This window comes from uncultured Christiangramia sp. (genome assembly GCF_913046405.1).
In the GTDB taxonomy this organism is placed as follows: Bacteria; Bacteroidota; Bacteroidia; order Flavobacteriales; family Flavobacteriaceae; genus Christiangramia; species Christiangramia marina.
The window spans coordinates 1-24,608 of record NZ_CAJWRQ010000038.1 but is presented as its reverse complement, the minus strand read 5'-3'; the positions used below and the strand labels follow the sequence as shown (position 1 = coordinate 24,608).

The 24,608-nt window shown below is 38.7% G+C and carries 21 protein-coding genes and 1 pseudogene; 7 read left to right on the top strand and 15 right to left on the bottom strand.

Translation table 11 applies throughout. The annotated features are described in order from the left end of the window. Positions 1-109 precede the first annotated feature (109 nt). The 7 genes from rpoN to pyrH form a co-directional block, all read right to left on the bottom strand. Complete coding sequence (gene rpoN, locus QZ620_RS06840) at positions 110-1,573, bottom strand: RNA polymerase factor sigma-54 (RefSeq protein WP_295180260.1); 1,464 nt, start codon at positions 1,571-1,573, stop codon at positions 110-112. Between the two features lie 82 nt (positions 1,574-1,655). Further along, the gene (locus tag QZ620_RS06835) at positions 1,656-2,522 is read right to left on the bottom strand and encodes an RluA family pseudouridine synthase (RefSeq protein WP_295180259.1); all 867 of its coding nucleotides are present in this window, start codon (positions 2,520-2,522) and stop codon (positions 1,656-1,658) included. Positions 2,523-2,524: 2 nt separating this feature from the next. Beyond that, positions 2,525-3,967 (bottom strand): asparagine--tRNA ligase, encoded by a 1,443-nt coding sequence (asnS, locus tag QZ620_RS06830; RefSeq protein WP_295180258.1) that lies wholly within the window; start codon positions 3,965-3,967, stop codon positions 2,525-2,527. Positions 3,968-4,041: 74 nt separating this feature from the next. Continuing rightward, the gene (locus tag QZ620_RS06825; protein WP_295180257.1) at positions 4,042-6,450 is read right to left on the bottom strand and encodes an efflux RND transporter permease subunit; all 2,409 of its coding nucleotides are present in this window, start codon (positions 6,448-6,450) and stop codon (positions 4,042-4,044) included. Positions 6,451-6,527: 77 nt separating this feature from the next. After that, positions 6,528-8,981 carry a DUF5686 family protein gene (locus tag QZ620_RS06820; RefSeq protein ID WP_295180256.1) on the bottom strand — a complete coding sequence of 818 codons (2,454 nt, stop codon included), beginning with the start codon at positions 8,979-8,981 and terminating at the stop codon, positions 6,528-6,530. A gap of 94 nt (positions 8,982-9,075) precedes the next feature. Further along, positions 9,076-9,627: a ribosome recycling factor gene (gene frr / locus QZ620_RS06815; protein WP_141878899.1), complete on the bottom strand. Its 552-nt coding sequence runs from the start codon at positions 9,625-9,627 to the stop codon at positions 9,076-9,078. A gap of 23 nt (positions 9,628-9,650) precedes the next feature. Further along, positions 9,651-10,358 carry a UMP kinase gene (gene pyrH / locus QZ620_RS06810; RefSeq protein ID WP_295180255.1) on the bottom strand — a complete coding sequence of 236 codons (708 nt, stop codon included), beginning with the start codon at positions 10,356-10,358 and terminating at the stop codon, positions 9,651-9,653. A gap of 197 nt (positions 10,359-10,555) precedes the next feature. Between pyrH and QZ620_RS06805 the strand changes: the two genes are divergently transcribed. Further along, positions 10,556-11,248, top strand: a complete 693-nt coding sequence (locus tag QZ620_RS06805) for a zinc metallopeptidase (protein ID WP_295180254.1) — start codon at positions 10,556-10,558, stop codon at positions 11,246-11,248. 54 nt (positions 11,249-11,302) lie between these two features. Here the strand turns inward: QZ620_RS06805 and QZ620_RS06800 are convergent, their stop codons facing one another. Next, on the bottom strand, positions 11,303-11,773 hold the full coding sequence (locus QZ620_RS06800) for an Lrp/AsnC ligand binding domain-containing protein (protein ID WP_026914065.1): 471 nt from the start codon (positions 11,771-11,773) through the stop codon (positions 11,303-11,305). Positions 11,774-11,823: 50 nt separating this feature from the next. Continuing rightward, positions 11,824-13,197 carry a saccharopine dehydrogenase family protein gene (locus tag QZ620_RS06795; RefSeq protein WP_295180253.1) on the bottom strand — a complete coding sequence of 458 codons (1,374 nt, stop codon included), beginning with the start codon at positions 13,195-13,197 and terminating at the stop codon, positions 11,824-11,826. A 61-nt stretch (positions 13,198-13,258) separates the two neighbouring features. Here QZ620_RS06795 and QZ620_RS06790 point away from each other — a divergent pair, with 61 nt between their 5' ends. Together QZ620_RS06790 and pckA are read left to right on the top strand one after the other, a co-directional pair. Beyond that, complete coding sequence (locus QZ620_RS06790; RefSeq protein ID WP_295180252.1) at positions 13,259-13,648, top strand: DUF423 domain-containing protein; 390 nt, start codon at positions 13,259-13,261, stop codon at positions 13,646-13,648. Positions 13,649-13,726: 78 nt separating this feature from the next. Continuing rightward, positions 13,727-15,325 (top strand): phosphoenolpyruvate carboxykinase (ATP), encoded by a 1,599-nt coding sequence (pckA, locus tag QZ620_RS06785; protein ID WP_295180251.1) that lies wholly within the window; start codon positions 13,727-13,729, stop codon positions 15,323-15,325. 79 nt (positions 15,326-15,404) lie between these two features. Here the strand turns inward: pckA and QZ620_RS06780 are convergent, their stop codons facing one another. Both QZ620_RS06780 and QZ620_RS06775 read right to left on the bottom strand, forming a co-directional pair. Beyond that, the gene (locus QZ620_RS06780; protein ID WP_295180250.1) at positions 15,405-16,151 is read right to left on the bottom strand and encodes a uroporphyrinogen-III synthase; all 747 of its coding nucleotides are present in this window, start codon (positions 16,149-16,151) and stop codon (positions 15,405-15,407) included. Between the two features lie 22 nt (positions 16,152-16,173). Further along, entirely contained in the window at positions 16,174-16,827 is a 654-nt protein-coding gene (locus tag QZ620_RS06775) for a DUF4271 domain-containing protein (protein WP_295180249.1), read from the bottom strand. 101 nt (positions 16,828-16,928) lie between these two features. On the opposite strand from QZ620_RS06775, the gene QZ620_RS06770 reads away from it, so the two are divergent. From QZ620_RS06770 to QZ620_RS06760, 3 genes are read left to right on the top strand one after another with little or no spacing between them, the layout of a single operon-like run. Next, the gene (locus tag QZ620_RS06770) at positions 16,929-17,660 is read left to right on the top strand and encodes a polyprenol monophosphomannose synthase (RefSeq protein WP_295180248.1); all 732 of its coding nucleotides are present in this window, start codon (positions 16,929-16,931) and stop codon (positions 17,658-17,660) included. Then, positions 17,660-19,003 carry a dihydroorotase gene (locus tag QZ620_RS06765; RefSeq protein ID WP_295180247.1) on the top strand — a complete coding sequence of 448 codons (1,344 nt, stop codon included), beginning with the start codon at positions 17,660-17,662 and terminating at the stop codon, positions 19,001-19,003. The genes QZ620_RS06770 and QZ620_RS06765 overlap by 1 nt, the downstream gene beginning before the upstream one ends. Beyond that, the gene (locus tag QZ620_RS06760; RefSeq protein ID WP_295180246.1) at positions 18,993-19,544 is read left to right on the top strand and encodes a DUF4296 domain-containing protein; all 552 of its coding nucleotides are present in this window, start codon (positions 18,993-18,995) and stop codon (positions 19,542-19,544) included. The genes QZ620_RS06765 and QZ620_RS06760 overlap by 11 nt, the downstream gene beginning before the upstream one ends. Here the strand turns inward: QZ620_RS06760 and QZ620_RS06755 are convergent. After that, a complete protein-coding gene (locus tag QZ620_RS06755; RefSeq protein ID WP_295180245.1) occupies positions 19,541-20,545 on the bottom strand; it encodes an NAD-dependent epimerase/dehydratase family protein in 1,005 nt (334 codons plus the stop codon). The two genes, QZ620_RS06760 and QZ620_RS06755, sit on opposite strands and share 4 nt — an antisense overlap. 81 nt (positions 20,546-20,626) lie before the next feature. On the opposite strand from QZ620_RS06755, the gene tyrS reads away from it, so the two are divergent. Next, a complete protein-coding gene (gene tyrS / locus QZ620_RS06750; RefSeq protein ID WP_295180244.1) occupies positions 20,627-21,922 on the top strand; it encodes a tyrosine--tRNA ligase in 1,296 nt (431 codons plus the stop codon). A 308-nt stretch (positions 21,923-22,230) separates the two neighbouring features. Here tyrS and QZ620_RS06745 read toward each other — a convergent pair whose 3' ends face one another. From QZ620_RS06745 to QZ620_RS06735, 3 genes and pseudogenes are all read right to left on the bottom strand, one after another. Next, positions 22,231-23,205 carry an acyl transferase gene (locus QZ620_RS06745; protein ID WP_295180243.1) on the bottom strand — a complete coding sequence of 325 codons (975 nt, stop codon included), beginning with the start codon at positions 23,203-23,205 and terminating at the stop codon, positions 22,231-22,233. A gap of 80 nt (positions 23,206-23,285) precedes the next feature. Next, the gene (locus tag QZ620_RS06740; RefSeq protein ID WP_295180242.1) at positions 23,286-23,624 is read right to left on the bottom strand and encodes a T9SS type A sorting domain-containing protein; all 339 of its coding nucleotides are present in this window, start codon (positions 23,622-23,624) and stop codon (positions 23,286-23,288) included. 162 nt (positions 23,625-23,786) lie between these two features. Beyond that, positions 23,787-24,608, bottom strand: a pseudogene (locus tag QZ620_RS06735) (hypothetical protein); the annotation flags it as partial.

The following is a 24,608-nucleotide window of genomic DNA, read 5'->3' as shown; positions in this document are numbered from 1 at the left end:
ATTTCGTCTGGAAAATACCTTGGAATAAAAATAAAGTAAAACAGACTTCCAAAAAATGGCATCCACAATGGATGGAATACGTATGAAGAAAGCCTAAGTAGGATTTTCATTAGATCTCTTTTCGCAATCTTGCTACAGGAATATCCAGTTGTTCGCGATATTTCGCAACTGTTCTTCTGGCGATAGGATAACCTTTGCTTTTCAGGACCTTAGCGAGCTTCTCATCTGTAAGAGGTTTTCTTTTATCTTCTTCCTCTATGGACATCTCCAAAATTTTCTTTATTTCCCTTGTAGACACCTCTTCGCCCTGATCGTTCGTCATCGATTCAGAGAAGAACTCTTTGATAAGTTTCGTTCCGTATGGAGTATCGACATATTTGGAATTCGCCACTCTTGAAACTGTAGACACATCCATTTCAATCTCATCTGCTATATCTTTAAGGATCATGGGTCTAAGATTCCGTTCATCTCCGGAAAGAAAGTATTCCTTCTGGTAATTCATGATCGAACTCATGGTTACCATAAGCGTTTGCTGTCTTTGTTTTATAGCTTCAATAAACCATTTTGCGGCATCTAGCTTTTGCTTAATGAACATGACGGCATCCTTCTGAGCCTTCGTCTTTTCTTTTGATTCCTTGTAACCTTTAAGCATGTTACTGTAGTCCCTTGAAATATGCATTTCAGGAGCGTTTCTACCATTCAGGCTTAACTGTAAATCACCATCTTCTATTTTAATGGTGAAATCTGGTATAACATGTTCTACTATTCTGGTGTTTCCCGAATAAGCACCACCAGGCTTAGGATTTAGATGTTCGATAACGTCTATAGCTTCACGGAGGTCGTCCTCGCTTATATCGTGGCGTGTAAGAAGTTTATTGTAATGTTTTTTGCTAAAATGATCAAAAGAGCGTTCCAGCAGATCTTTGGCTAGTTCCACCTGTCTTGTGGGTTCTCTGCGATTTAGCTGAATGATCAAACATTCTTCAAGACTTCGTGCACCAACCCCAGCAGGATCGAGTCGTTGTACTTTTTTAAGTACTTTTTCAACCGTTTCCTCGTCTGTATATATATTTTGGGTAAAAGCAAGATCATCTACAATATCCTGAATGCTTCTTCTTATATATCCGCTTTCATCCACACTTCCTACCAGAAACTCTGCAATATCCTGCTCGATATCATCCAGTCTTATTGTGCTTAACTGAGTTTTTAAATGTTGCGTAAATGAAGTTCCGGCGGCATAAGGCACCTGCTTGTCTTCATCATCTGCACTGTAATTATTGGCATTCAGGCGATAACTTGGAATTTCATCATCACTCAAATATTCATCAACGTCTATTTCAGTTTCAATGCTTTCACTATCGGTATCGTATTCATCGTCTGAATTATCGTTTCCTATATCATCATATTCGTCGACACGATCTTCCTTTCCATCTTCCAGCGCCGGGTTCTCTTCCATTTCCTGCTTGATACGTTGCTCAAAAGCCTGGGTAGGCAATTGAATAAGCTTCATCAATTGGATTTGCTGCGGAGAGAGCTTCTGAGATAGTTTAAAATTTAATTGTTGCTTTAGCATAAACGAGTGCTTGTTTAACAAAAATAAGGAAAAATCGATCCAAGTTGGCTTTGGCACGAACTATGTTCGTGGTAAATTTTTGTTAAGACAGCTTATGTCGGGTAAGGTTTCTAAACCTCTTCGGAAGCTTCAATTCAAGCTTCATTTCTTCTGAAGTGATAGGATGTCCAAAACTAATTCCGGAGCTAAATAGATACAGATTCTTGTTCTTAAAATATCCTTCCTCAATGCCATAAATTGAATCTCCAACTATTGGAAAAGACATATCACTTAGATGAATACGAATCTGGTGCGTGCGACCAGTGATGGGTTTGGCTTTCACCAAGGAAAAAATTTCGTCCTCAATTTCAAAATTATCAACTGGTTCAAATATGGTCGTTGCAGCTTTACCGTTTATACTTGCAGTCTGTGTCACCACGCTTTGTAGCTGGCCGTGAACTAGTGCATGATATGTTTTAAGAATGGATTTATTTTCGAAAGCGCTGTGTAATATTTGCTGTACTATCCTGGTTTTGGCAACGAGAATGATCCCGGCGGTAGGATTATCCAGTCTGTGAACAGGAACCGGATATCTTAAAGCATCTTCAGAATTGGATACAGATAAATTATGCGGAAGGGCATTTTCCAGTGTTCGAAAATAATTGCCGTTGGTAGGAATGCCCGATGGTTTGTGAACCACAGCAAGATATTCATCTTCATATAATACTTCAAGTAAAAATTTGAAGATCTTTCTTTGCTGAAATTTATCTTCCAGAAGTTCGATCTTCTGTCCCGGTTGGATCCAGTCTGCAGTGCTAGCTCTTTCTCCATCCAGTAGGACTAGTTTCTTTGCAATCGCTTTTTTAAGTGCCGACCGACTGTTGATTTGAGGGAATATAGAAATCGCATACTCCTGCAACCGGATCTTTTGTTCGATTGCAGGGACTGTATGCGTTGCTATAATGTTCAATACTAAAATTCTGCGTTTTGCGGAGTTCTTGGAAAAGGAATCACATCTCTAATGTTACCCATTCCCGTAGTGAACTGAACAAGTCTTTCAAAACCAAGTCCAAACCCACTATGTACACAAGTTCCGAACTTACGGGTGTCAAGATACCACCATAGTTCCTCCTCTGGAATGTTCAATTCTGCCATTTTCTCCTTAAGAACATCCAAACGTTCTTCACGCTGGCTTCCGCCCACGATCTCTCCAATTCCAGGGAATAGAATGTCCATCGCTCTTACTGTTTTTCCATCCTCGTTCAAACGCATGTAGAATGCTTTGATGTTGGCGGGGTAATCGAAAAGAATTACCGGAGTTTTAAAATGTTTCTCAACAAGGTAACGTTCATGCTCACTTTGAAGATCTGCACCCCATTCTTCAATGATATAATTAAATTTCTTCTTCTTATTTGGCTTCGAGTTCTTCAGGATCTCGATAGCTTCGGTATAACTAACTCTTTTGAAATTGTTTTCCAGCACAAAGTTGAGCTTCTCCATAAGACCCATGTCACTTCTTTCGGCTTTTGGCTTCAGCTGATCTTCTTTATCCTGTCTTTCGGCAAGAAATTCCAAGTCATCTTTAGAGTGTTCCATTACGTATCTAAGTACGTATTTAATAAAATCTTCAGCCAGATCCATATTTTGATCCAGATCACAGAAAGCAACTTCTGGCTCGATCATCCAGAATTCAGCTAAATGCCTGGAAGTATTGGAGTTTTCAGCTCTAAAAGTTGGACCGAACGTATAAACCTGCCCCAAACCGAGTGCAAAGGTTTCAGCTTCCAGTTGTCCGGAAACTGTAAGATTCGTCTCTTTTCCGAAGAAGTCTTCCTTATAATTAATGCTGCCATCCTCATTTTTTGGAGGATTTTTTATATCCAGTGAAGAAACACGAAACATTTCTCCGGCACCTTCAGCATCACTACCCGTAATAATTGGTGTGTGAACGTGGTAGAAGTTCTTTTCCTGAAAATATTTGTGTACAGCAAAAGACAATTTACTTCGCACACGCATGATCGCTCCAAAAGTGTTCGTTCGTACACGTAAATGCGCCTGTTCACGTAGCTTCTCCATACTATGCTTCTTCGGCGATAGAATGGTTAGTTTCACTTCTTCAGGATTCGCATCGCCCAGAATTTGAATTTCTGAAACTTCAATTTCAACACGTTGCTGACTGCCAAGACTCTCTTTCAAAGTTCCTTTAACAGATATAGCTGCGCCTACGTTTATGCGATTGATGGTTTCCTCATCAGTATTTTCAAAATCGATAACGCATTGCAGGTTTTTCAAAGTAGAACCATCATTAAGCGCAATAAAACGATTACTACGGAAAGAGCGTACCCATCCCTTGACATGGTGTTCCTGTAAAAACTGATCGCTTTCCAGTATTTCAGCGACTTTTGCTTGTATCATTTAGTTGAAATTTAGAAAAAACAAAGATAGTTTTTCGCCTGAAGCTTAGCAAGCAGGCTGTTTTATATATTAATTTAATTGTTTTGCTGATCTCGATTTGCCTCCTCTTCTTCGGTCTCAAAAATACGCATCGCCGGTTCCTTTAAAGTTTCCTTATTCGCAATACTTCTTTCCAGTGAAAGCAGAAGTGAAGGTAGCAATAGTAAGTTCGACAACATAGCAAACAGCAGAGTGGCCGAAACCAGTCCACCAAGGGCAACCGTCCCTCCAAAACTACTAATCATGAATACTGAAAATCCAAAGAAGAGAACGATGGACGTATAGAACATACTTACGCCGGTTTCTCTTAGTGCGGCATAAACGGAGCGCTTGATCTTCCAGTCATTGGCTTTTAATTCCTGCCTGTATTTTGCCAGAAAATGAATAGTGTCATCAACTGAAATTCCGAAAGCAATACTAAAAACCAGGATCGTTGAGGGTTTAATAGGAACTCCAAGAAAGCCCATTACTCCCGCAGTAACGATCAAAGGAAGTAAGTTTGGTACCAGAGAGATCAAAATCATCCTGAAACTTCTAAACATCCAGGCCATTAAACCTGCAATAAGCAGTATAGCGAGTCCTAATGAAATTATTAAATTTCTAACCAGGTAACTTGTTCCTTTCTGAAAAAGCAGCGCCTTTCCGGTAAGTGAAACCTCATATCTTTCAGATGGAAAGATCTTTTCTATTTCTGGTAAAAGGTCATTTTCGATCTCCTCCATTTTCTCGGTCCCCACATCCTTCATGAATGTAGTAATTCGAGCATATTGTCCAGTAGAATCCACGTAACTCTGCATAATTCCTTCCGAAGAAGAAAGACCTTTTGCATAGGGCATTATAAAGTTTTGCTCCTGTGATGTTGGTAGCTGGTAATATTTCGGGTTCCCATTATAATACGCCTGCTTGCTGTATTTTACGAGTCGGTTGATGGATAATGGCTTGCTTAATTCCGGAATCTCTTCGATCTTACTTTCAAGATCATTCATCCGTTTTAAAGTAGAAAGCTTTAATACGCCCTTCGGTCTCTTGGTATCGATCATGATTTCCAAAGGCATCACTCCATCAAATTCCCGTTCAAAGAATTTTACATCCTTATAGAATTGGGTTTCCTGAGGCATGTCCTCAAGAATACTTCCTGAAACCTTAATGGTGTAAATTCCAATGATACTAAGAATCAGAAGCCCCAGAGAAGATATATAAATAGCAATTCTATGGTTTCTTACCATATTTTCCATCCAGTCAACAAAGCCGCCAATCCATCGTGTATTTAAGTGTTTTAAGTGCCTGTCTCGCGGTGGTTTCAAGTAGGAGTATATAACCGGAATGATCAATAAACTTAAAACAAAGATTGCCAGGATGTTGATAGAGGCCACCACACCAAACTCTCTTAAAAGCTGACTATCGGTTAAAATGAAAGTTGCAAAACCAGATGCGGTAGTTACATTGGTCATCAATGTAGCATTACCAACTTTGGTGATCACGCGTTGCAACGACTTTGCCTGGTTTCCATGTTTTTTGATCTCCTGCTGATATTTGTTGATTAGGAAAATACAGTTTGGAATACCTATTACGATAATAAGTGGAGGAATAAGTGCCGTTAGGATCGTAATCTCATAATGCAGAAGCCCTATAAAACCAAAGGCCCACATAACTCCAATACAAACCGTAACCATGGAAATAATGGTGGCTCGTATGGATCGAAAGAAAAAGAAGAATATTATGGAAGTGACCAACAAGGCTGCCACAATAAAAAGTCCAATTTCATCGACTATGTTTTGTGCATTCAAGGTTCGTATATAAGGCATTCCCGAAACCCTGATATCGATGCCCTTCTGCTCTTCAAATTCAGCGATAAGAGGTTCCAGTTCTTCCAGTACAAAGATCTTTCTGGCTTTAGTGTTTACCAGTTCTTTATTGAGATACAAAGCAGATTGTATAGTATTGGAATGTGAACTATACACCAGGTTCTCATAGAAAGGCAGAGCCGTAAAAAGTTTGTTTTCGAAAGTCGCAAGTATTTCACTATCCAGATCTTCTTCCGGTAGCACTGGCACCATTTCAAATCTTTTGGGATCTTCAAACTTTTTAAGTTCCTGAAGGCTGGCCGGAGAAATGATCTGGTCAACTTCAGGATAAGTAAGTAGCGTATCTGTAAGTTCATTCCAGGCTTTAAACTTTTCAGGAGTAAACAAGGCAGAATCCTGTACTCCTAACAGGATAAGATTTCCCTCTTCACCAAACTTTTCCAGGAAGTCGTTATAACTCACGTTCACCTCGTGATCGTCTGGCATTAAATTAGCCTCAGTAAACGAAAATTGCATGTTTTTCCATTGCGTGGAAAGCAGGTAGGTTGCGATCAGTATAAGAACAATGATCACAATTCGGTTTCGTAAAATAAGGCGTGCGATGGAATTCCAGAATCCAAAGCTAAAGATCTTTTGCATGGCTTTCTATTAGCGGCGCAAAGGTAAAAAAACCCTATTTAAATACTTTGTTATTAATGTATTAATCGAGGTTTGAGCTATAACTGTACCTGTAAAGTGAATTTGAGAGAGAAGTTCTCTTTGAAAGTAGGTAGATGATATGCTCCATATCTATAGGCTGTGCTAAGACCAAAGCCGCCAAATAATTTATTTAACTCCAGTCCTGCTTCAGAAAATCCATTTTCGAGAGTATTGAAACTGATGCCTTCATGCTTAGCAATATCTGTGAAATCACCAATGGCATGCCTTGAAATGAAAACAAGTTCTGGTCGAAAATTTTTACTTATAATAAACGGTCTTAATTGGTGCCTCATATGCATCATTACCTGCCTGTCTGAATAAAATTCATTGAAATACATGGTTTCAAAACTGTTACGACCAGCAACCGAAATTCTTTGAGAAATCCTGGATCTGTTAGGATTATTAGGGTAGGAGTGGAAAGCATGTGTTAAAGGTATATCTCCTACAGCATAATTACCTTCCAGTATAAATTCGGTTCTTGATTGATCGAGCCTTAAGATCTCATGCTCTGCTTTGATTCCAATTCTGGTAAAGTTGAAATCGCCATTCAGGATTTCCATTGCCTGTTCTAACTGACCGGTAAATTGAGGGAATTTTTTCTCTAGTAATACATCACCTTGCGGAGTTCTTAGATATTTTGAAAATGGTTGCCATAGGAATCCCGCTTTAATAAAATGAAGATCATAATCGCTGTACAACTGATTGTTATCGTTATAATTGTAATTTTTGATCTGCCATATTTTCTCTCTTGAAAATCGCAACTGCGTATCAAGCCTTGGTGTGATCTTATGTTCAAGCCCGATGGCAAAAGTCCTGATATTGTAGTAATTATTGGTGTTTACGAATCTAGGTTCCAGGATAGAAAAAGTATTTCTCCCTTTAAGGTAATCTACGGAAGCAATTTCATCAATATCTCTTGAAAAACTGAAGTTTAAAAACGTATGGTTTGTCTTGTTGAGATAGATCTGGCTGCCCAAACCATATTTAAAGACTTCATCTTTAAAACCGTAAGTGAGATATGAGTTCAGATTAAAATTCTGTGAAAATTGATCGTTTGTCTTTCCTCCAAATCCAAGCCTTATGCCTTCATAATTACTAAACTTGAAGATCTTTCCAAGGTCTATATCCCAAAAACCTAAAGGGTAAGAGCCAGAAGCGATGGCTTGTTTCACCTGGATCTTACGTTCTATATTCTGAAACTTTATAAGACTGTCTACTTTCTGTTCAGTAGCTTCATCGCGATCATCGAATTCTACTTTTCTGTTCTCTTTCCAGAAACTTTGTGTTCTGTCTATAGCGTCTGGATCGATCCTGATCTCAGCTTGACTAACTTTAACTTTTGTCTGTGGCTGCAAGTCAAAATCGTAGTGTATTACGGTTGAATTTAGGAAAAGATCCCCGCTTATTTCATCTGCACCCAGGAGTCTGCCAAGTATGCCAGGGTTTTGCTGAACAGTTCCAATTCCAACCGTACCGCCAAAAACTGCTATTTCTTTTCCTCCCGAACCTGCTCTTATTGTAGTCGTTTGTAGCTTCGGAAACCAGACGGCATGATCAGGGAAATATTGATATTCATAGTCAACTTCCAGTTTTACCGATCCCATAAGTTGCGCTTTTGCCTTCTGAATAGCGAGGGTTTCTGTATCTAAATATAGAATTCCTTCCAGGCCAGCTACAATCTCTTCACGCTTTGGACTAAAGTAGATCACATAAGCAGGTCTTGAGGTTCGAGTCGTATCCAGAATCTTGTAATCATAGTTCTTAAAAGCTGCTTTCCCTAGTGGTCCTGCATAATCTGTTTTGTAGAGACTGTAATCGTTTTTATATAGAGAAAACGGATTGACGGCCATAGTGAGGACATTATAAACCGGTTTCTTAAATCCAGCAGTTCTTACACCGAGTACCTCTTCTGAAGTGTCACCATTTCCATCATAACTGTGACTGGCAACTTTTTCTGAAAGATATCCACGCCCTTCGTTTACGATAGTTTTCATTGCTGCTGAAGTACTATCGGCATAAAGCTGGATTCCACCACCTTCATTGTCTACAATAAACTTGGAGTAACTTTTATATTTGAAACCAGGTAAGACCTCCTCAGGATCATTCAGTTCTTTTCGCGAAATCGCTTCAGAAATAAGACTGTCGGCAGGATTAGGTGCATTGGAAAGTTCTACAGTTTGCAGTCTCTCCCGAACGGCGCTTAATTTGATCTGTAGATACTTTGTGTCTTGATTAATACGTGTACTTATTGTTTCATAACCAACATAACTTATCCTTACTTCAACGACTTCTTTTCCAACTTGCAATTCAAAACTACCGTCAATATTGGTTAATACTGAGCCATTTTTAAGATTGATCCTGGCGTAGGCTAGTGGTTCATTAGTTTCTGAATCGATGACCCGGCCATTCACCTTAGACTGGGCGAAGCTTAAAGTAGTGATCAGTAAAAACAGGCATACTAGCTTCGACATTATCTTAAAATGAATTTGTTCAGAAATAAAAATGCCGGTTCAAATCTGTTTTTCTCCAGACCCGAACCGGCATAAAATTTTGAATATCTGATCATTAAACCGTCATAATCTCTTTTTCCTTCACCACCAGGATACTTTCGATCTTGGCGATATATTCATTTGTAAGTTCCTGAACTTCATCTTCGGAAGCTTTTAAAGCATCTTCAGAGATATCAGTTTTTTTAAGTTCCTGCATTGCATGCTTACGATCATTTCTAACTCCAATTTTGGAATCTTCGGCTTCAGCTTTTGCCTGCTTGGACAACTGAATACGACGCTCCTCGGTAAGTGGCGGTACGTTAATAATTACGCTCTCACCATTGTTCATTGGATTAAACCCAAGATTTGCAACCATGATCCCTTTTTCAATTTCCTGGATCATACTCTTTTCGAAAGGCTGAATTGATAGTGTGCGCGCATCTGGTGTGTTTACATTTGCTACCTGTTGCAAAGGCGTTTTTGCTCCATAATAATCAACCATTACACTTCCAAGCATGCTTGGAGTAGCTTTACCGGCGCGTATATTTGAAAGTTGTTTTTTAAGATGCACGATGGCGTTCTCCATTGCTTCTTTTGCTTCTTCTAAAATAAATTCAACCTCGTCCATTTCTAATATCGTTTTCTATTTAATTATAAATTTACTTTTGTTCCTACAGGCTCTCCAGTGGTAACTTTTAACAAGTTCCCCGGTTTGTTCATATCAAATACAATAATAGGTAATTCGTTTTCCTGGCTCAAGGTAAATGCCGTTGTATCCATTACTTTCAATCCTTTCTTCAAGACATCCTCGAAAGAAATAAAATCAAATTTTGTAGCGCTTTTGTCCTTTTCCGGGTCTGAAGTGTAAATTCCATCTACTCTGGTACCCTTCAGAATTACATCTGCTTTTATTTCAATAGCTCTTAATACTGCTGCAGAATCTGTAGTGAAGTATGGGTTACCAGTTCCACCACCAAAAATTACTACACGACCTTTTTCCAGATGCCTGATAGCTTTTCTTCTTATAAAGGGTTCTGCAACTTCATTGATCTTGATAGCCGACTGTAATCTGGTTTGAATATCTGCATCTTCAAGTGCACTCTGCAAAGCCAGACCATTAATTACGGTGGCCAGCATTCCCATATGATCACCCTGTACTCGATCCATTCCTTTACTGGCACCGGCAACACCTCTAAAAATGTTTCCACCACCAATTACAATAGCAAGCTCAACACCTTCTTCTACTACTGTTTTGATTTCCGCAGCATATTCTGCCAGGCGTTCGGGATCGATGCCATATTGGCGCTTTCCCATTAAAGCTTCTCCAGATAGTTTTAAAAGTATTCTCTTGTATTGCATAGCTGTTTTTTATGAACCGTTGCAAATATAGCTAATATCTGAATTTGTGAAATATAAAGAGCCCTTTTTGAAAATGATTGGGAAGCATTTAGAATAAATTAACTCATTGTACTTTTAATAATCGACTGACAGCCAATTCTGCTGGCGGGGTTTTTGATATATTTGGATCATTACTAAAACTTAAAATATTAGGACCTATGATGGGATATTATATAATTGCCGGGCTCATATTCTTAGTGAGCATGTTTGTGAGCAACAAACTAAAGAGCAAATTTAAGGAGTACTCCAAAGTGCACCTTCAAAATGGAATGAGCGGTAAGGAGATCGCTGAAAAAATGTTGCGGGACCACGGGATCAATGATGTAAAAGTGATTTCTACTCCGGGAATGCTTTCAGATCATTACAATCCATCCAAGAAAACCGTGAATCTGAGTGAAGGAGTTTACTCTCAACGAAATGCTGCGGCAGCGGCAGTTGCTGCTCACGAATGCGGTCACGCAGTTCAACATGCGAAAGCTTACAGCTGGTTGCAAATGAGAAGTAAATTGGTGCCGGTGGTTAGTATCGCTTCCAAGTTTTCTCAATGGGCAATTTTTGGTGGACTTATATTAATGAGTATGGTGAGCGTAGGAGTAGGGCAAACAGTACTACTTGTAGGGATCATTATGTTTGCAATGGGAACCTTGTTCAGTTTTATCACCTTGCCAGTAGAGTATGATGCCAGTAAAAGAGCTTTGGTATGGCTGGAAACTGAAAATATGCTGACTTCTGCGGAACATGATGCAGCAGAAGATTCGCTGAAATGGGCGGCTAGAACTTATGTTGTAGCTGCAGTAGGATCACTGGCTACATTATTATATTTCGTTGGAATATTTATGGGTAGAGATTAATTTAAACTTCAGAATAATAGAAAAGGCTGTTAGAACACTAACAGCCTTTTTTCATTATATCTTTATTTGCCGGTCTATTTGTTGATTGAGACTTATGAAGGTTTCTGTTCTGGACACGCCATCTATCGCCTGTATGTTCTTATTCAGTACTACCATTAGATGTTCGTTATCACGACATAAGATCTTAAGAAAAATTGACCAGTTTCCCGTTGTGTAGTGACATTCGATAACCTCAGGAATTTCACTAAGTTGTTTCACGGCCTGTGGGTTACTTACGGCTTTATCCAGGTAAACCCCTACAAAAGCCATGGTTTTGTAACCTAGCAACCTGGCATCCAGCATCATTTTAGAGCCTTCGATCAAACCAGATTTTTCTAATTTTCTCAAACGCTGGTGTACAGCTGCGCCGGTAATACCAATATTCTTGGCGATCTCCAGGATCGGTTTTTTGGCATCTTTCATTAGATAGTTAAGAATGGTCTTGTCGATCCCATCTAGCTCAACACTATCGTTTACAATCTTCATAAGGATAATTTTTGGTCGTTAAGCTAAAATAGCAAAAATGCTTTTCAATTTTAATTACCTACTTCACCAAATGGGTTGTATCCTAGATATTCTGTTTCTTTTTCTTTAAAAATGATATCATGAGCTTCAAGTTCTTTCAGAATAGGCTCATAGACCTCCTTGCGAATTGGTAATTGAACACCTGGAGTTTTTATTTCTCCGTTGAGGATCATCAATGCTGAAATGGCTACTGGTAATCCCACGGTCTTAGACATGGCTGTTTTGGACTGATCCTCTCCAATATGAACCATTGTAGAATCAATTTGCTTCTTTTCGCCATCTAGCTCGTAACCAAATTTATGGTACATTACGATCATATCCTTGTCATCTTCAGCCAGTGTCCATTTGTCCATCAAAATCTTTTGAAGCGCTTGCGCCGGAGTAGCATTTTTGATGCCGATCTTTTTTTCTGAATTAAAAAGATCAAGTTCTATAAGCTTGTCCCACATAATATCATCCTGATCGATTTTAAGACTATGTCTGGTTTTAAGTTCTACGGAATCACTTGGGGAATACGGAAGAAAGGAATTGATGAAATCGCGGTAGCTCATTTCTTCTGAATTAGTCATTTCGAAACTATCATCGGTCATTCCAAGTTGCACGAACATATTCCATGCTCTACTGAAGCCTACTTTTCTTATAGTCCCTCTATATAAGGTAAGTGCATTTTCGAGTCCGTAGACGCTGTGATATTTAAGAGAATTCCTGTTGGCGTAACCTTCAAATTTTCCGTAGCCTTCTACTTCCAGAAATTCAGTCCTTCTAAATAATCTATGGTATGGAATATACTTGTACTTCCCCTCCTGGATAAATTCAGCAACACCACCCTGCCCGGCAACAACTACGTTTCTGGGATTCCAGGTAAATTTATAGTTCCATAGATTGTTATCACTTTCCGGAGCAACAAGTCCGCCGGTAAATGATTCAAAAAGTAATATCTTTCCACCTTTGTCTCTTATTCTGTCGATTACCTGCATGGCGCTCATATGGTCAATTCCCGGATCCACGCCGATCTCATTCATGAAAACAAGGTTCTTTTTCTTAACCTCTTCATCCAGAGCACGCATCTCATCACTTATATAGGAAGCCGTCACCATATGTTTGTTATATTTTACGCAATCACGGGCTACCTCAATATGGAATCTTGCGGGCAACATGGAAATCACCAGATCTGCCTGCTGAATTGCCGGTTCCCTGCTTTCCTTGTTGAAAACATCCAGTTCGATGGCTTCGCAATGTTTGCGATCCCGGCAGGCATTTTTGGCATTTTCGAGTTCCTTGTCGCCGATTTTTAATTTTAGATTTTGCTCTACCGCCCGTTCGAGCAGGTAGTCTATAAGTGCAGCGGTGGATTTTCCTGCACCTACGATTAATATTTCTCGCATAAATTAAGTTAGTTTTGTGTAGTGCAAACGAATGTATTAAAAAGCTGACTCATATAAAACTATGCAGACAAACAGGAAATTTTTAGTAACCGGAGCCATTTTTGGATTGATCGCCGTGATTCTTGGAGCTTTTGCAGCACATGGTTTGAAAGAAACACTTTCTGAAGCTTCTTTAAATAGTTTTGAAACTGGGGTTAGATTCCAGATGTATCATGCCTTTCTAATGTTGATCCTCGGGATCATTATTACTGAAAAAGATAGCAAACTGTTGTTTTATCTTTTCCTATTCGGCACCCTATTATTTTCCGGATCTATCTATTTACTATCTACATCGGCAGTTACAGGAGTAGACTTTTCAGCAATAGCATTAGTTACCCCAATTGGAGGAGGACTTTTAATTGTTGGCTGGTTCTTATTAGTCCTGAAATTCATAAAGTTAAAAAACAAATAAATTAATTAACGATATCGTTATATCTGCATAAGATTTTTACTTTTGTACGCCTAAACAAACAACAGAATTGATTTTTTTATGGTCGATAACACCCAAGTTACGAAAACGATTTCGTTAGAGGATTACGGGATCAAAAATGCCAGAGTACATTATCAACTATCTCCAGAGGAACTTCAGAAGAAAACTATCGCACTAGGACAGGGAGTAGAGAGCTCATTTGGAGCGCTTGCTGTTAACACTGGTGAGTTTACAGGAAGATCTCCAAAGGACAGATTCATTGTAAAAGATGAGATCACAGAAGATAAAGTATGGTGGGGAGATATTAACATCCCGTTTGATCCGGAAAAATTTGATTCTCTTTATAATAAGGTAACAAATTACCTTGGAGATAAAGAGATCTTTGCTCGCGATGCCTACGCTTGTGCAGACGATAACTATCGTTTAAACATTAGGGTGATTAATGAGTATCCATGGTCAAACCAGTTTGCTTTCAATATGTTCCTGAGAGTAAATGATTCAGAACTTGAAAGCTTTAAGGAAGACTGGCTAGTGGTAAATGCGCCTGGATTTAAAGCAGATCCTTCTGTAGATGGAACCAGACAGGAAAATTTTGCCATTCTTAATTTTAAGAAAAAGATCGCGCTAATTGGAGGAACCGGTTATACAGGGGAGATCAAAAAAGGTATCTTCTCAGCGCTTAACTTTGTATTACCTGTTTACAACAATACACTACCAATGCACTGTTCTGCAAATGTAGGAGAAGATGGTGATACCGCTATATTCTTCGGACTTTCTGGAACAGGGAAGACAACACTTTCAGCCGATCCGGAAAGAAAACTCATTGGGGATGATGAGCATGGGTGGACAAAGGAGAACACTATTTTTAATTTTGAAGGTGGATGTTATGCAAAAGTGATCAACCTTTCCGAAGAAAATGAACCAGATATTTACCATGCGATCAAACCTGGTGCTATTCTGGAAAATGTAATTCTTAATGACAACGGCGATGTAGATTTTAGCGATACTTCGATCACCCAGAATACGCGGGTAAGCTATCCTATATATCATATTGATAATATACAGGAACCTTCTATTGGAGAGAATCCTAAGAATATATTTTTCCTAACTGCAGATGCTTTTGGGGTATTGCCTCCAATTAGCAAGCTTACACCAGGACAGGCAGCATATCATTTTATAAGCGGATACACTGCAAAGGTTGCTGGTACTGAAGCGGGTGTAAACGAGCCTGTACCAAGTTTTTCTGCTTGCTTTGGCGCACCATTCATGCCTTTACATCCTACGAAATATGCAGAAATGCTAAGTCGTAAGATGAAGGATGCAGGAGTTAACGTATGGCTGGTAAATACGGGCTGGACCGGTGGGCCTTATGGCGTGGGAAATCGAATGAAATTGAAGTATACTCGTGAAATGATAAGTTCTGCACTTGAAGGCAAACTTGACGGAGTAGAATTTGAAAATCACCAGATCTTTGGATTGAGTATGCCTAAAACCTGTGAAGGGGTGCCGGCAGAAGTCTTAAATCCAAAAAATACATGGGCAGACAAAGAGGCTTATGATAAAAAAGCAAAAGAGCTTTCAACTTTCTTTAAGCAGAATTTCTCCAAGTTCGAGGAATATGCAAATGAAGAAATTATGAAGGGAGCTCCTGTAGATTAGTTTTAAATTGTTAGTTGAAATCAAAAAATCCGGTCGCAAGACCGGATTTTTTATTTATTGTATTGAAGTAAAAGCAAATTTACTTCTTATTCACTTCGCTGATGTATTTGCTAATTGCCATGGTCATACTCGGAGTTTCCGGAGTAGGAGCTTTGATATCTGCTGTTAAACCGTGTTCCTTGGCTGCCTTAATAGTCGTATTTCCAAATACAGCAATACGTGTATTATTCTGCTTAAAGTCTGGGAAGTTTTCAAAAAGAGATTTAATTCCACTAGGACTGAAGAATACAAGAATATCATAAGTTACATCTTTCAAGTCTGAAAGGTCACTCACCACAGTTCGGTAAAAAACTGCCTTTTTCCATTCTACCCCAAGTTTGTTTAATGTCTTAGGAACATCTGGCTTCAGCATATCTGAAGAAGGAAGTAAGAACTTTTCGTTCTTATATTTTTTAATTAACGGAGCAAGCTCTGCGAACGTTCTTTTACCTACGTAGATCTTACGTTTACGATAGACTACATATTTCTGCAAGTAATAAGCAACGGCTTCACTGAGACAGAAGTATTTTAAGGAGTCCGGCACCTTGAATCTCATTTCCTCGGCAATCCTGAAGAAGTGATCTACAGCATTACGGCTGGTTAAAATGATCGCGGTGTAGTTGGCAAGATCAATTTTTTGTTGTCTAACTTCCTTACTGGGAACGCCTTCAACATGAATAAAGGGGATGAAATCAATTTTAACTTTCTGTTTTTCTTCCAGCTCAAAATAAGGAGAATTTTCTACCTTAGGTTCGGGCTGGGAAACCAAAATTGTTTTCACTTTCATATGCAATTCTTTAAAGTTCCTTTTAGATCGTAATTAACTTGTACAAAATAATATAAGGGGCGATTTCGAGAGCGCAAATGTACAAAATAAAATAGAACCAATTAACGCTAAGCGCACTTTGATTTCTTCTATAGATTATAAACATAGAAAATGCATTTGCAAGTACCGCCGTAAGCGCGATGATCCTAAGGCTGAGGCCAGTAACTTCCATGCTGTAAACCAGGAAAAGGCAGGCGAAAAGAAGAAAGATTGATATGAAATTGCGATAGCTTAATTTTTGAAAAATATAATAATCTATTCGCTCGTCGATGTCGAAAATATTACCAATGATCTTTTCAACTCCCGCTTTCAATAAAATAAGACAGGTATAACCTGTTAGAATACGAATGAACAACACGATTGAATGAAGATCTGTTTCAAAAAAGTACCTGTAACCCAGAAAGATAAATAAAGAAACTGCGATAGCCTGTACAGAGAATAATATAATGTTAAAACCATGAAAAGCCTTATTCTCCTTTCCTTTAAAGGCTATAAATTTACCAGAGTTGAGAAGCGATATAAATTCTTCAAAACGTTGTGGAAAGGCAACACGGGCTAATACCAGCAAACCAAAGCATAGAAGGAAAGTGATCGTGATCCAATCCTGATATTCACTTAATCTTGCCGTCGCCTGCATTTAATTTTTTTTACAAATGTAAAATTTTGACCCTATTTGCAGATGCTTTCCATGAAGATTTGAAGTTTTAATTTGCATACATTTGCGCAAAAGTTTTAGGAATGGGAAATGGGATAATTATTATACCCACCTTTAATGAAATAGAGAACATCGAGCGCATTGTGAGGAACGTTTTTTCACAAAGACGCAAGTTTCACGTTCTCGTTGTGGATGATAATTCTCCAGACGGTACAGCAACCAGGGTTCGCACTTTGATGGCTGAATTTCCTGAAACATTGTTCCTTGAAGAAAGATTAGGTAAGCAGGGACTAGGAACTGCTTACATTCACGGATTTAAGTGGGCTTTGAAGAGAGATTACGATTTCATCTTTGAAATGGATGCAGATTTCTCGCACAATCCCAACGATCTTATAAGACTTTACAATGCCTGTAAGAGAGATGGAGCCGATGTCGCCATTGGTTCGCGCTATATTACCGGTGTTAATGTCATCAACTGGCCCATGAATCGTGTACTTATGTCCTGGTTAGCATCGAGGTATGTACGCTTTATCACTGGTATGGATATACAGGATACAACGGCCGGCTATGTTTGTTATAAAAGTGAAGTTCTAAGAGCAATAAACCTGGAGCGCATACAGTTTGTAGGTTATGCTTTCCAGATAGAAATGAAATTCAAATCCCATTTAAAAGGATTTAAGATTATAGAGGTTCCGGTGATCTTTACAGATAGAACCCGAGGAACATCAAAAATGAGCGGCTCCATTATTTCTGAAGCCGTTTTTGGGGTAATAAAAATGAAGCTGAAAAGTCTGTTTAACAGGAAAAAATTCTGATGAAAAAGGTTTTAATCAAGAACGCTAAGATTGTAAACGAGAATAAGATCACTGAAGGGGATGTGTTCATCGAGAATGGAATCATCGTTGAAATTGCAGAAAGTATAAGTGCAAAATCACCAGATGTAATTATCTATGATGCTGAAGGCACCTATTTGATACCTGGACTAATTGATGACCAGGTACATTTCAGAGAGCCAGGTCTTACTCATAAAGAAAATATAGAAACGGGTTCTAAGGCTGCCGTAGCCGGTGGTATCACTACCTTTATAGAAATGCCAAATACCTTACCGCAGGCCACCACAGAAGAGTTGCTGGAAGATAAATTCAAAATTGCTGAGGAAACTTCTTATGCGAATTTTTCCTTTATGTTTGGCGGTACGAATGATAATCTTGCGGAGATCGAAAAAATCGATCCTAAGAAAGTTGCTGCTTTAAAACTTTTCCTAGGCTCTTCTACAGGAAACATGCTAGTGGATAATGAAAAGGTATTGGAACAGATCTTCAAAAAATCTCCTGTACTTATTGCAGTACATTGTGAAGATGAGCAAACCATTCAGAAAAACCTGGAAGAAGCCAAGGCAAAATTTGGTGATGATATTCCTATTGAAATGCATCCGAAAATTAGAAGTGAAGAAGCTTGTTACAAGTCATCTTCCAAAGCTGTGGCTCTTGCGAAAAAAACCGGCGCTAGATTACACGTTTTTCATGTGTCTACGGCCAAGGAATTATCTCTATTTAATAGCAAGAAGCACTTAAAGGATAAAAAGATAACGGCTGAGGTTTGTATACATCATTTATGGTTTAACGACCAGGATTATGCAACTAAAGGAACATTGATCAAATGGAACCCTTCAGTAAAAACCAAAAAGGATCAGGAAGCTTTGTTGCAGGGGCTGCTGGATAATCATCTGGATGTACTTGCAACAGATCATGCTCCTCATACTAAAGAAGAAAAGAAGAACGTTTATACCAAAGCTCCAAGTGGCGGACCATTAGTTCAACATGCTTTACCTGCTTTACTCCAAATGCACCATCAGGGGAAAATATCTCTTGAGAAGATAGTGGAAAAAGCCTGTCATAATCCGGCAATTCTTTTTCAGATTGAAAAAAGAGGTTTTATTCGTGAAGGATACAAAGCAGATCTTGTTCTTGTAGATCTTAACTCACCATGGGCTGTACAACCAGATAATATCTATTCGAAATGCCAGTGGTCTCCGTTTGAAGGAACAACCTTTAAATCACGTATCACTCATACTTTTGTGAATGGTAACCTGGTTTATAAGAACTTCAAACATCAACCATTTACGAAAGTCGCTGAAAGACTAACATTTGATCGCTAGAAAGCCCTACATATTATTACTTGCACTGTCCATCTTTCTGATTGCCTGTCAGGATCTGGATAAGACTGAGAAGCCAGACAACCTCATTCCGGAAGGGAAGATGGTAGATGTGCTTACCGAGTTATCATTGGTTCACGCAGCAAAGAATTATAATAAATTCAAGCTTGAACAAACTGGGATACAACCAGACAAGTTCGTGTTTGAAAAATATGATATTGATAGTCTTCAATTCGAACAAAGCAGTAATTATTACTCAGATCAATACGTGATCTATGAGCGGATCTACGATTCTGTGAGAGGTCGAATTAAAATATTGAAATCAAAATACGATGCTTTGCGGGAAGTGGAGATCAAAAGGGAAGATAGCCTTAAGCGCTTACAGAAAGATTCTTTGCAGATGATGGATTCTATCATGGCCATTCCAAGATTAAGGGATTCTGTACAACGTAGCAGGCTAAAATTAAAAGTTGACAGTAAAAGAAAAGAAGATAAGCGGGATAGTTTGATTGCTCCCGTGAACATGGAGGAGGACCGGAACTAGTTCTTGTAATTACCGGCAGTTCGTTTAACAACACTTTCCATAGGCTCGAATTGATAATTCATTTCCTGCGTGATCTTGGAGTTATCGTAAAAGCTTTCTTCATGCAGACTATTAATAGTTTCATAAGTGATAGATCTTTTTCTTCCGAAAATACTTCCAATCTTTTGAAAAAAACATCCTGATGCGATCATCCATTTCTGAAGTTTTCTCTTAGGTTTCTTCCTTTTCAATGCTTCTGCAGTCCATTCAAAAACTTGCTTAAATGAAATATTTTCTGAAACCAGAACATATTGTTCATTCCCCTTTTCAGAATTCATTAGAATAATCATGGATTTCACAACATCCTGCACTCCTACAAATCCGGTAACTTTTGGAAAGTAATAGGATAAACCGGAATCTATCTTTTTAAAGATTTTGCCAGATCCCGAATTCCAGAAACCAGGACCAATGATCACACCTGGATTCACAATAATGGCATTTATACCTTCTTGTGTTCCACGCCATACTTCGATTTCTGCTCCATATTTGGAAATAGCATAATCGTTGTGCTTTCCTTCCGGATTCCATTTACCGGTTTCATCTATTTTGTCTGCATTCGTAATGTTGCCTAAAGCTGCGATACTACTAACAAAACATAATTTGTGCACTTTACAGGAAATGCAAAGGTTAACGATATTTGCCGTGCCTTCAATATTAACCTTTCGTAATTCCTGCTCATCTGCAGGATCAAAAGATACCAGGGCTGCCGAGTGATATACTTGCTGAACGTCTAAAAATGCTTCGGTAAGTTGTGGAATATTGTTAAGATCTGCTACTTTCCATTCAATTTGATGAAATAGTTTATGTGCTTCTTCAGCTTCAGAATAAAAAGAAAATACTTCGAGAACCTTATTCAGATCACTGTTGTCACGATGAATAGCACGAATTTCTTCACCATTACGCGCCAGTTCATATAGTAAATGAGCGCCTACCAATCCCGTACCACCAGTAACAAGTATCATAGGGTAAATATAGTAATTGCACTTAGGAAAAATAAGAGTAAATGGTATCTTTACGGCTATTTTTACCTGAATTAGCATATTATGGAGAAGAATTTCGTAAAAGAACTTACCTGGAGAGGGATGTTGCACGACACCATGCCTGGAACCGAAGAACATTTAATGGAAGAAATGCGTGCGGCTTACGTAGGGATAGATCCAACGGCAGATTCGCTGCATATTGGTCACCTTGTGGGAGTCATGATGTTACGCCATTTTCAACTTGCGGGGCATAAACCTTATGCGTTGGTTGGCGGTGCTACCGGAATGATTGGGGATCCATCGGGGAAGTCGGCTGAACGTAATTTGCTGGATGAACAAACCTTACGTCACAACCAGAATTCGCTTAAAGAACAACTTTCAAGATTTCTTGATTTTGATTCTGAACATGATAATGCTGCAGTTCTTGTCAACAATTACGACTGGATGAAGGATTTCTCATTCCTTGAATTTATAAGGGATGTAGGGAAGCATATCACCGTGAACTATATGATGTCCAAGGATTCAGTGAAGAAAAGACTTTCTTCTGAATCTTCTGTAGGAATGTCTTTTACTGAATTTACTTATCAGCTGGTACAGGGTTATGATTTCCTGCATTTATACAGAGAACATAACTGTACGCTGCAAATGGGTGGAAGTGATCAATGGGGGAATATCACTACAGGAACGGAACTTATTCGCCGAATTGGAGATGGGAAAGGTTATGCTTTGACCTGTCCTTTGATCACAAAGGCTGATGGAACTAAATTCGGGAAGACAGAAGGTGGAAATATCTGGTTGGATAATGAGAGAACATCTCCTTACAAATTCTACCAGTACTGGCTAAACACCAGTGATGAAGATGCTGAAAAATATATCAAGATCTTCACATTCTTGTCCAAGGAGGAGATCGATTCTTTAATTGCTGAACATAAGGAAGCGCCACACAAACGTGAACTGCAGAAGGAACTTGGAAAACAGGTGACAACTATGGTACATTCAGAAGAAGATTATAATAATGCACTTGCTGCTTCTGAGGTTCTCTTCGGAAAAAGTACGGCAGCCGACTTCAGGAAGCTTGATGAAGCAACCTTTCTGGATATCTTCGAAGGCGTGCCGCAAGCTGATGTCGCAATAACTGAAATTGAGAACGGACTCGACATGATCGCTGCGCTGGCTGCTCAAACCAATTTTCTGAAGTCGAATGGAGAAGCCAGGCGGGCACTAAAAGAAAATTCGGTAGCAGTTAATAAAGAGAAAGTAAAAGAAGATTATACGATCACGAAAGATGATCTTATCAATAACAAATATGTTATTTTAAATAAAGGAAAGAAGAATACTTATATCATTAGAGCGATTTAAAACCTTCGAATGCCCGACTTCGTACATAGAAGTATATGGGTAATTTCAAGGAAGAAGATATAATAAGGGTGATCATTTTCATAATTTCAATGGGAATGATCGTTTTTTTGGCATTCTACAGCTAATAAATTTTAGAAAGTTAAAATACAAAAGCCTTCAGGAGAGATCCTGAAGGCTTTGTAACTAACTAACCAATCTAATATGAAAATTCACTTAGCGCAAAATGAAGATATGAACCTTCTCCATCTTACAACTATTGAGTCGCGCTCAACTTCAGTAAATTACAGCTGGAAAAGTTAAAATTTCGATTATAGAACTAGAAGGTTGCAACCTCTAATATCGCTATTGTCAAAACGCCCCATGATCTCTATCTGTTCGCCTGAAATCTTTCCAAGATCCTGGGTGGCAATAAATGAACAGGAGTTCAAATTAGCCAGATCTATTACATTAATACCACCGGTTTTACCATCCTGTACGTACGTAAGTGCATCTTCCGGATCCCGTATAAGTATATTCATCCAGTTGGGAGTTTCAAAAACGCCATTCCCAATAGAGTACGCCTGGGATAAAAGTTCAGTCATTCCATATTCACTATGGATATGATCAACCCCAAAACCAGAGCTTAGAATTTGGTGCAGTTCTTCGCGTATCATTTCCTTACGTCTGCCTTTCATTCCTCCGGTTTCCATTACGATGGTATGCTGTAGATCAAAAGTTTCATTTTCTACAAGGTCTAGTAGTGCAAAAGAAACACCAATCAGAAATACTTTCTTTCCAGCCTGGTCCAGCTTTTTTAATTTTTCAGAAAGATCTTCCAGGTTATTGAGATAAAATCCGCTATCAGGCTTATTTGATCGTTTGATGAGCGCGTCTGCCATATAGATAAGAGAACTTCCCGTGCGTTCCAGATAACTTGGTAGAAGAGCCAGAAAAGTGTAATCCTCTGGACAACCATAGAAAGCTTCAAATGCTTTCAAAAAACTCTCTTCATAGATGCGAAGATCGGCAACATGATGCTTGCTGGTTGCAGATCCGGTAGTTCCGCTACTGGTAAAAGTGATTTCTGCTTTCTGTTCTTCAGTAATGATGTTTTCTTTCTTAAAAAATTCTATTGGTAGAAACGGAATCTCCCTGATAGATAAAACGTTTTCAGGTGATTTCTTCAAAAGTTTACAGAATTTCTGATAAACAGGATTATGCTGATACTGATATTGGTAAACTTCAAGGCTTAGCTTTTCAAATTCTTCCGAAGAGGAAATATTGAAGATTTTATTTTTCAGCATAAAGAAACATTGGAGCTTCAAAATTAAGCAATAAAAAAGCCTCTTTAAAAAGAAGCTTACAAATTAAGGCTTGGTGTATTTTATTTTACCACCAGTTTGCGAGTAGCTTTTGATCTTCCTTCTTCGATCTTAATAATATAAATTCCGGGAGTAAGTGTTGAAACGTCCAGCTCTCTACCTCTTAATCTAGTTTTAAGAACTGGCTTCCCTAAGACATTATAGATCTCGATCTTCTTTTCCTGGTTTTTAGTGGAAGAAATAAAAACTCTTCCTCCAGTAATCGGGTTAGGATAAATGGATAAACCATCGATAGAAATTTCTGTTCGAGCTGAAGCAGATAAAGAGTCCTGAGCGTTCGCAGGGCTTGCAAACATCAGGAAACTAAACAATAAAAAGCTAAATAGGTACTTTTGCTTCATTCTCTTTGGTACAGATTAGACAAACTTACAAATAAAATTTCAAAATCCTGCCACAAAATGCTGGGTTGCCGGAATTTATAGATAATAAAAAAGGGTTACCAGATGGCAACCCTTAATTTTGGCTAATTATTGACTTTCAATATTTTAAACTAAATCTTGATTTTAGTTTACCCAATCAAAATTTGCAGCGTCTACAGTTGCATCTGCATCGTAAGCTGCTTCAACATCTGCATCTTCTCCGTCGATCTGAATTCCAGAAAGATCTGTTCTGGTATCATCTGCAATATCAATATTGGTTTCAAAACCAGATAAAGAAAGACCGTTGATCGTGGCTCCAGATAGTTTCTTGAACTGCAATGCTGTTCCTCCAGCAGTTGAAACTGCAGTGATCTGGTTCAGCGTTGGCATATTGTTCTCTCCATCTGCCTCCACAACCGTAGAGAAGTTATCGATACTTAAGTTGATGTATGCGTTTGTAACAGAACCATTCCAACCTTCAGTCCAGTCGATCTGGTCATCTTCATTGTTCTCAAAGTATGCATTTGTTACAGAAACTGAACCTCCAAAAAATTCAACTCCATCATCTGCTCCATTGATGATCGCAATATTATCGATCGTAGTCCCAGATCCAACAGCGTAAAGAGATAGTCCATTGTACTGAGATTCAGAATTGATCTGTGCTCCGGCATCTCTTAAAATCAAATAAGCGATAGAACCTGAATTGTCTTCAGCATCAGAACCTCCGTAAACGATTCCACCAACTTCAGCAGTAGCATTTAAACCTTCAGTAGTTGCTGCATTTCCAGCGATCACAAGACCACCCCAGCTTCCAGGTTGACCTGAAGTAGAAGACATCATAACAGGATTCGATTCAGTTCCCTGGATATCGATCATTGCTCCTTTTTGTACTACGATATAAATACTTGTAGCATCAGTATCGGCATCACTTCTGGCAGTGATCTTTGTTCCAGCAGGAATAGTAAG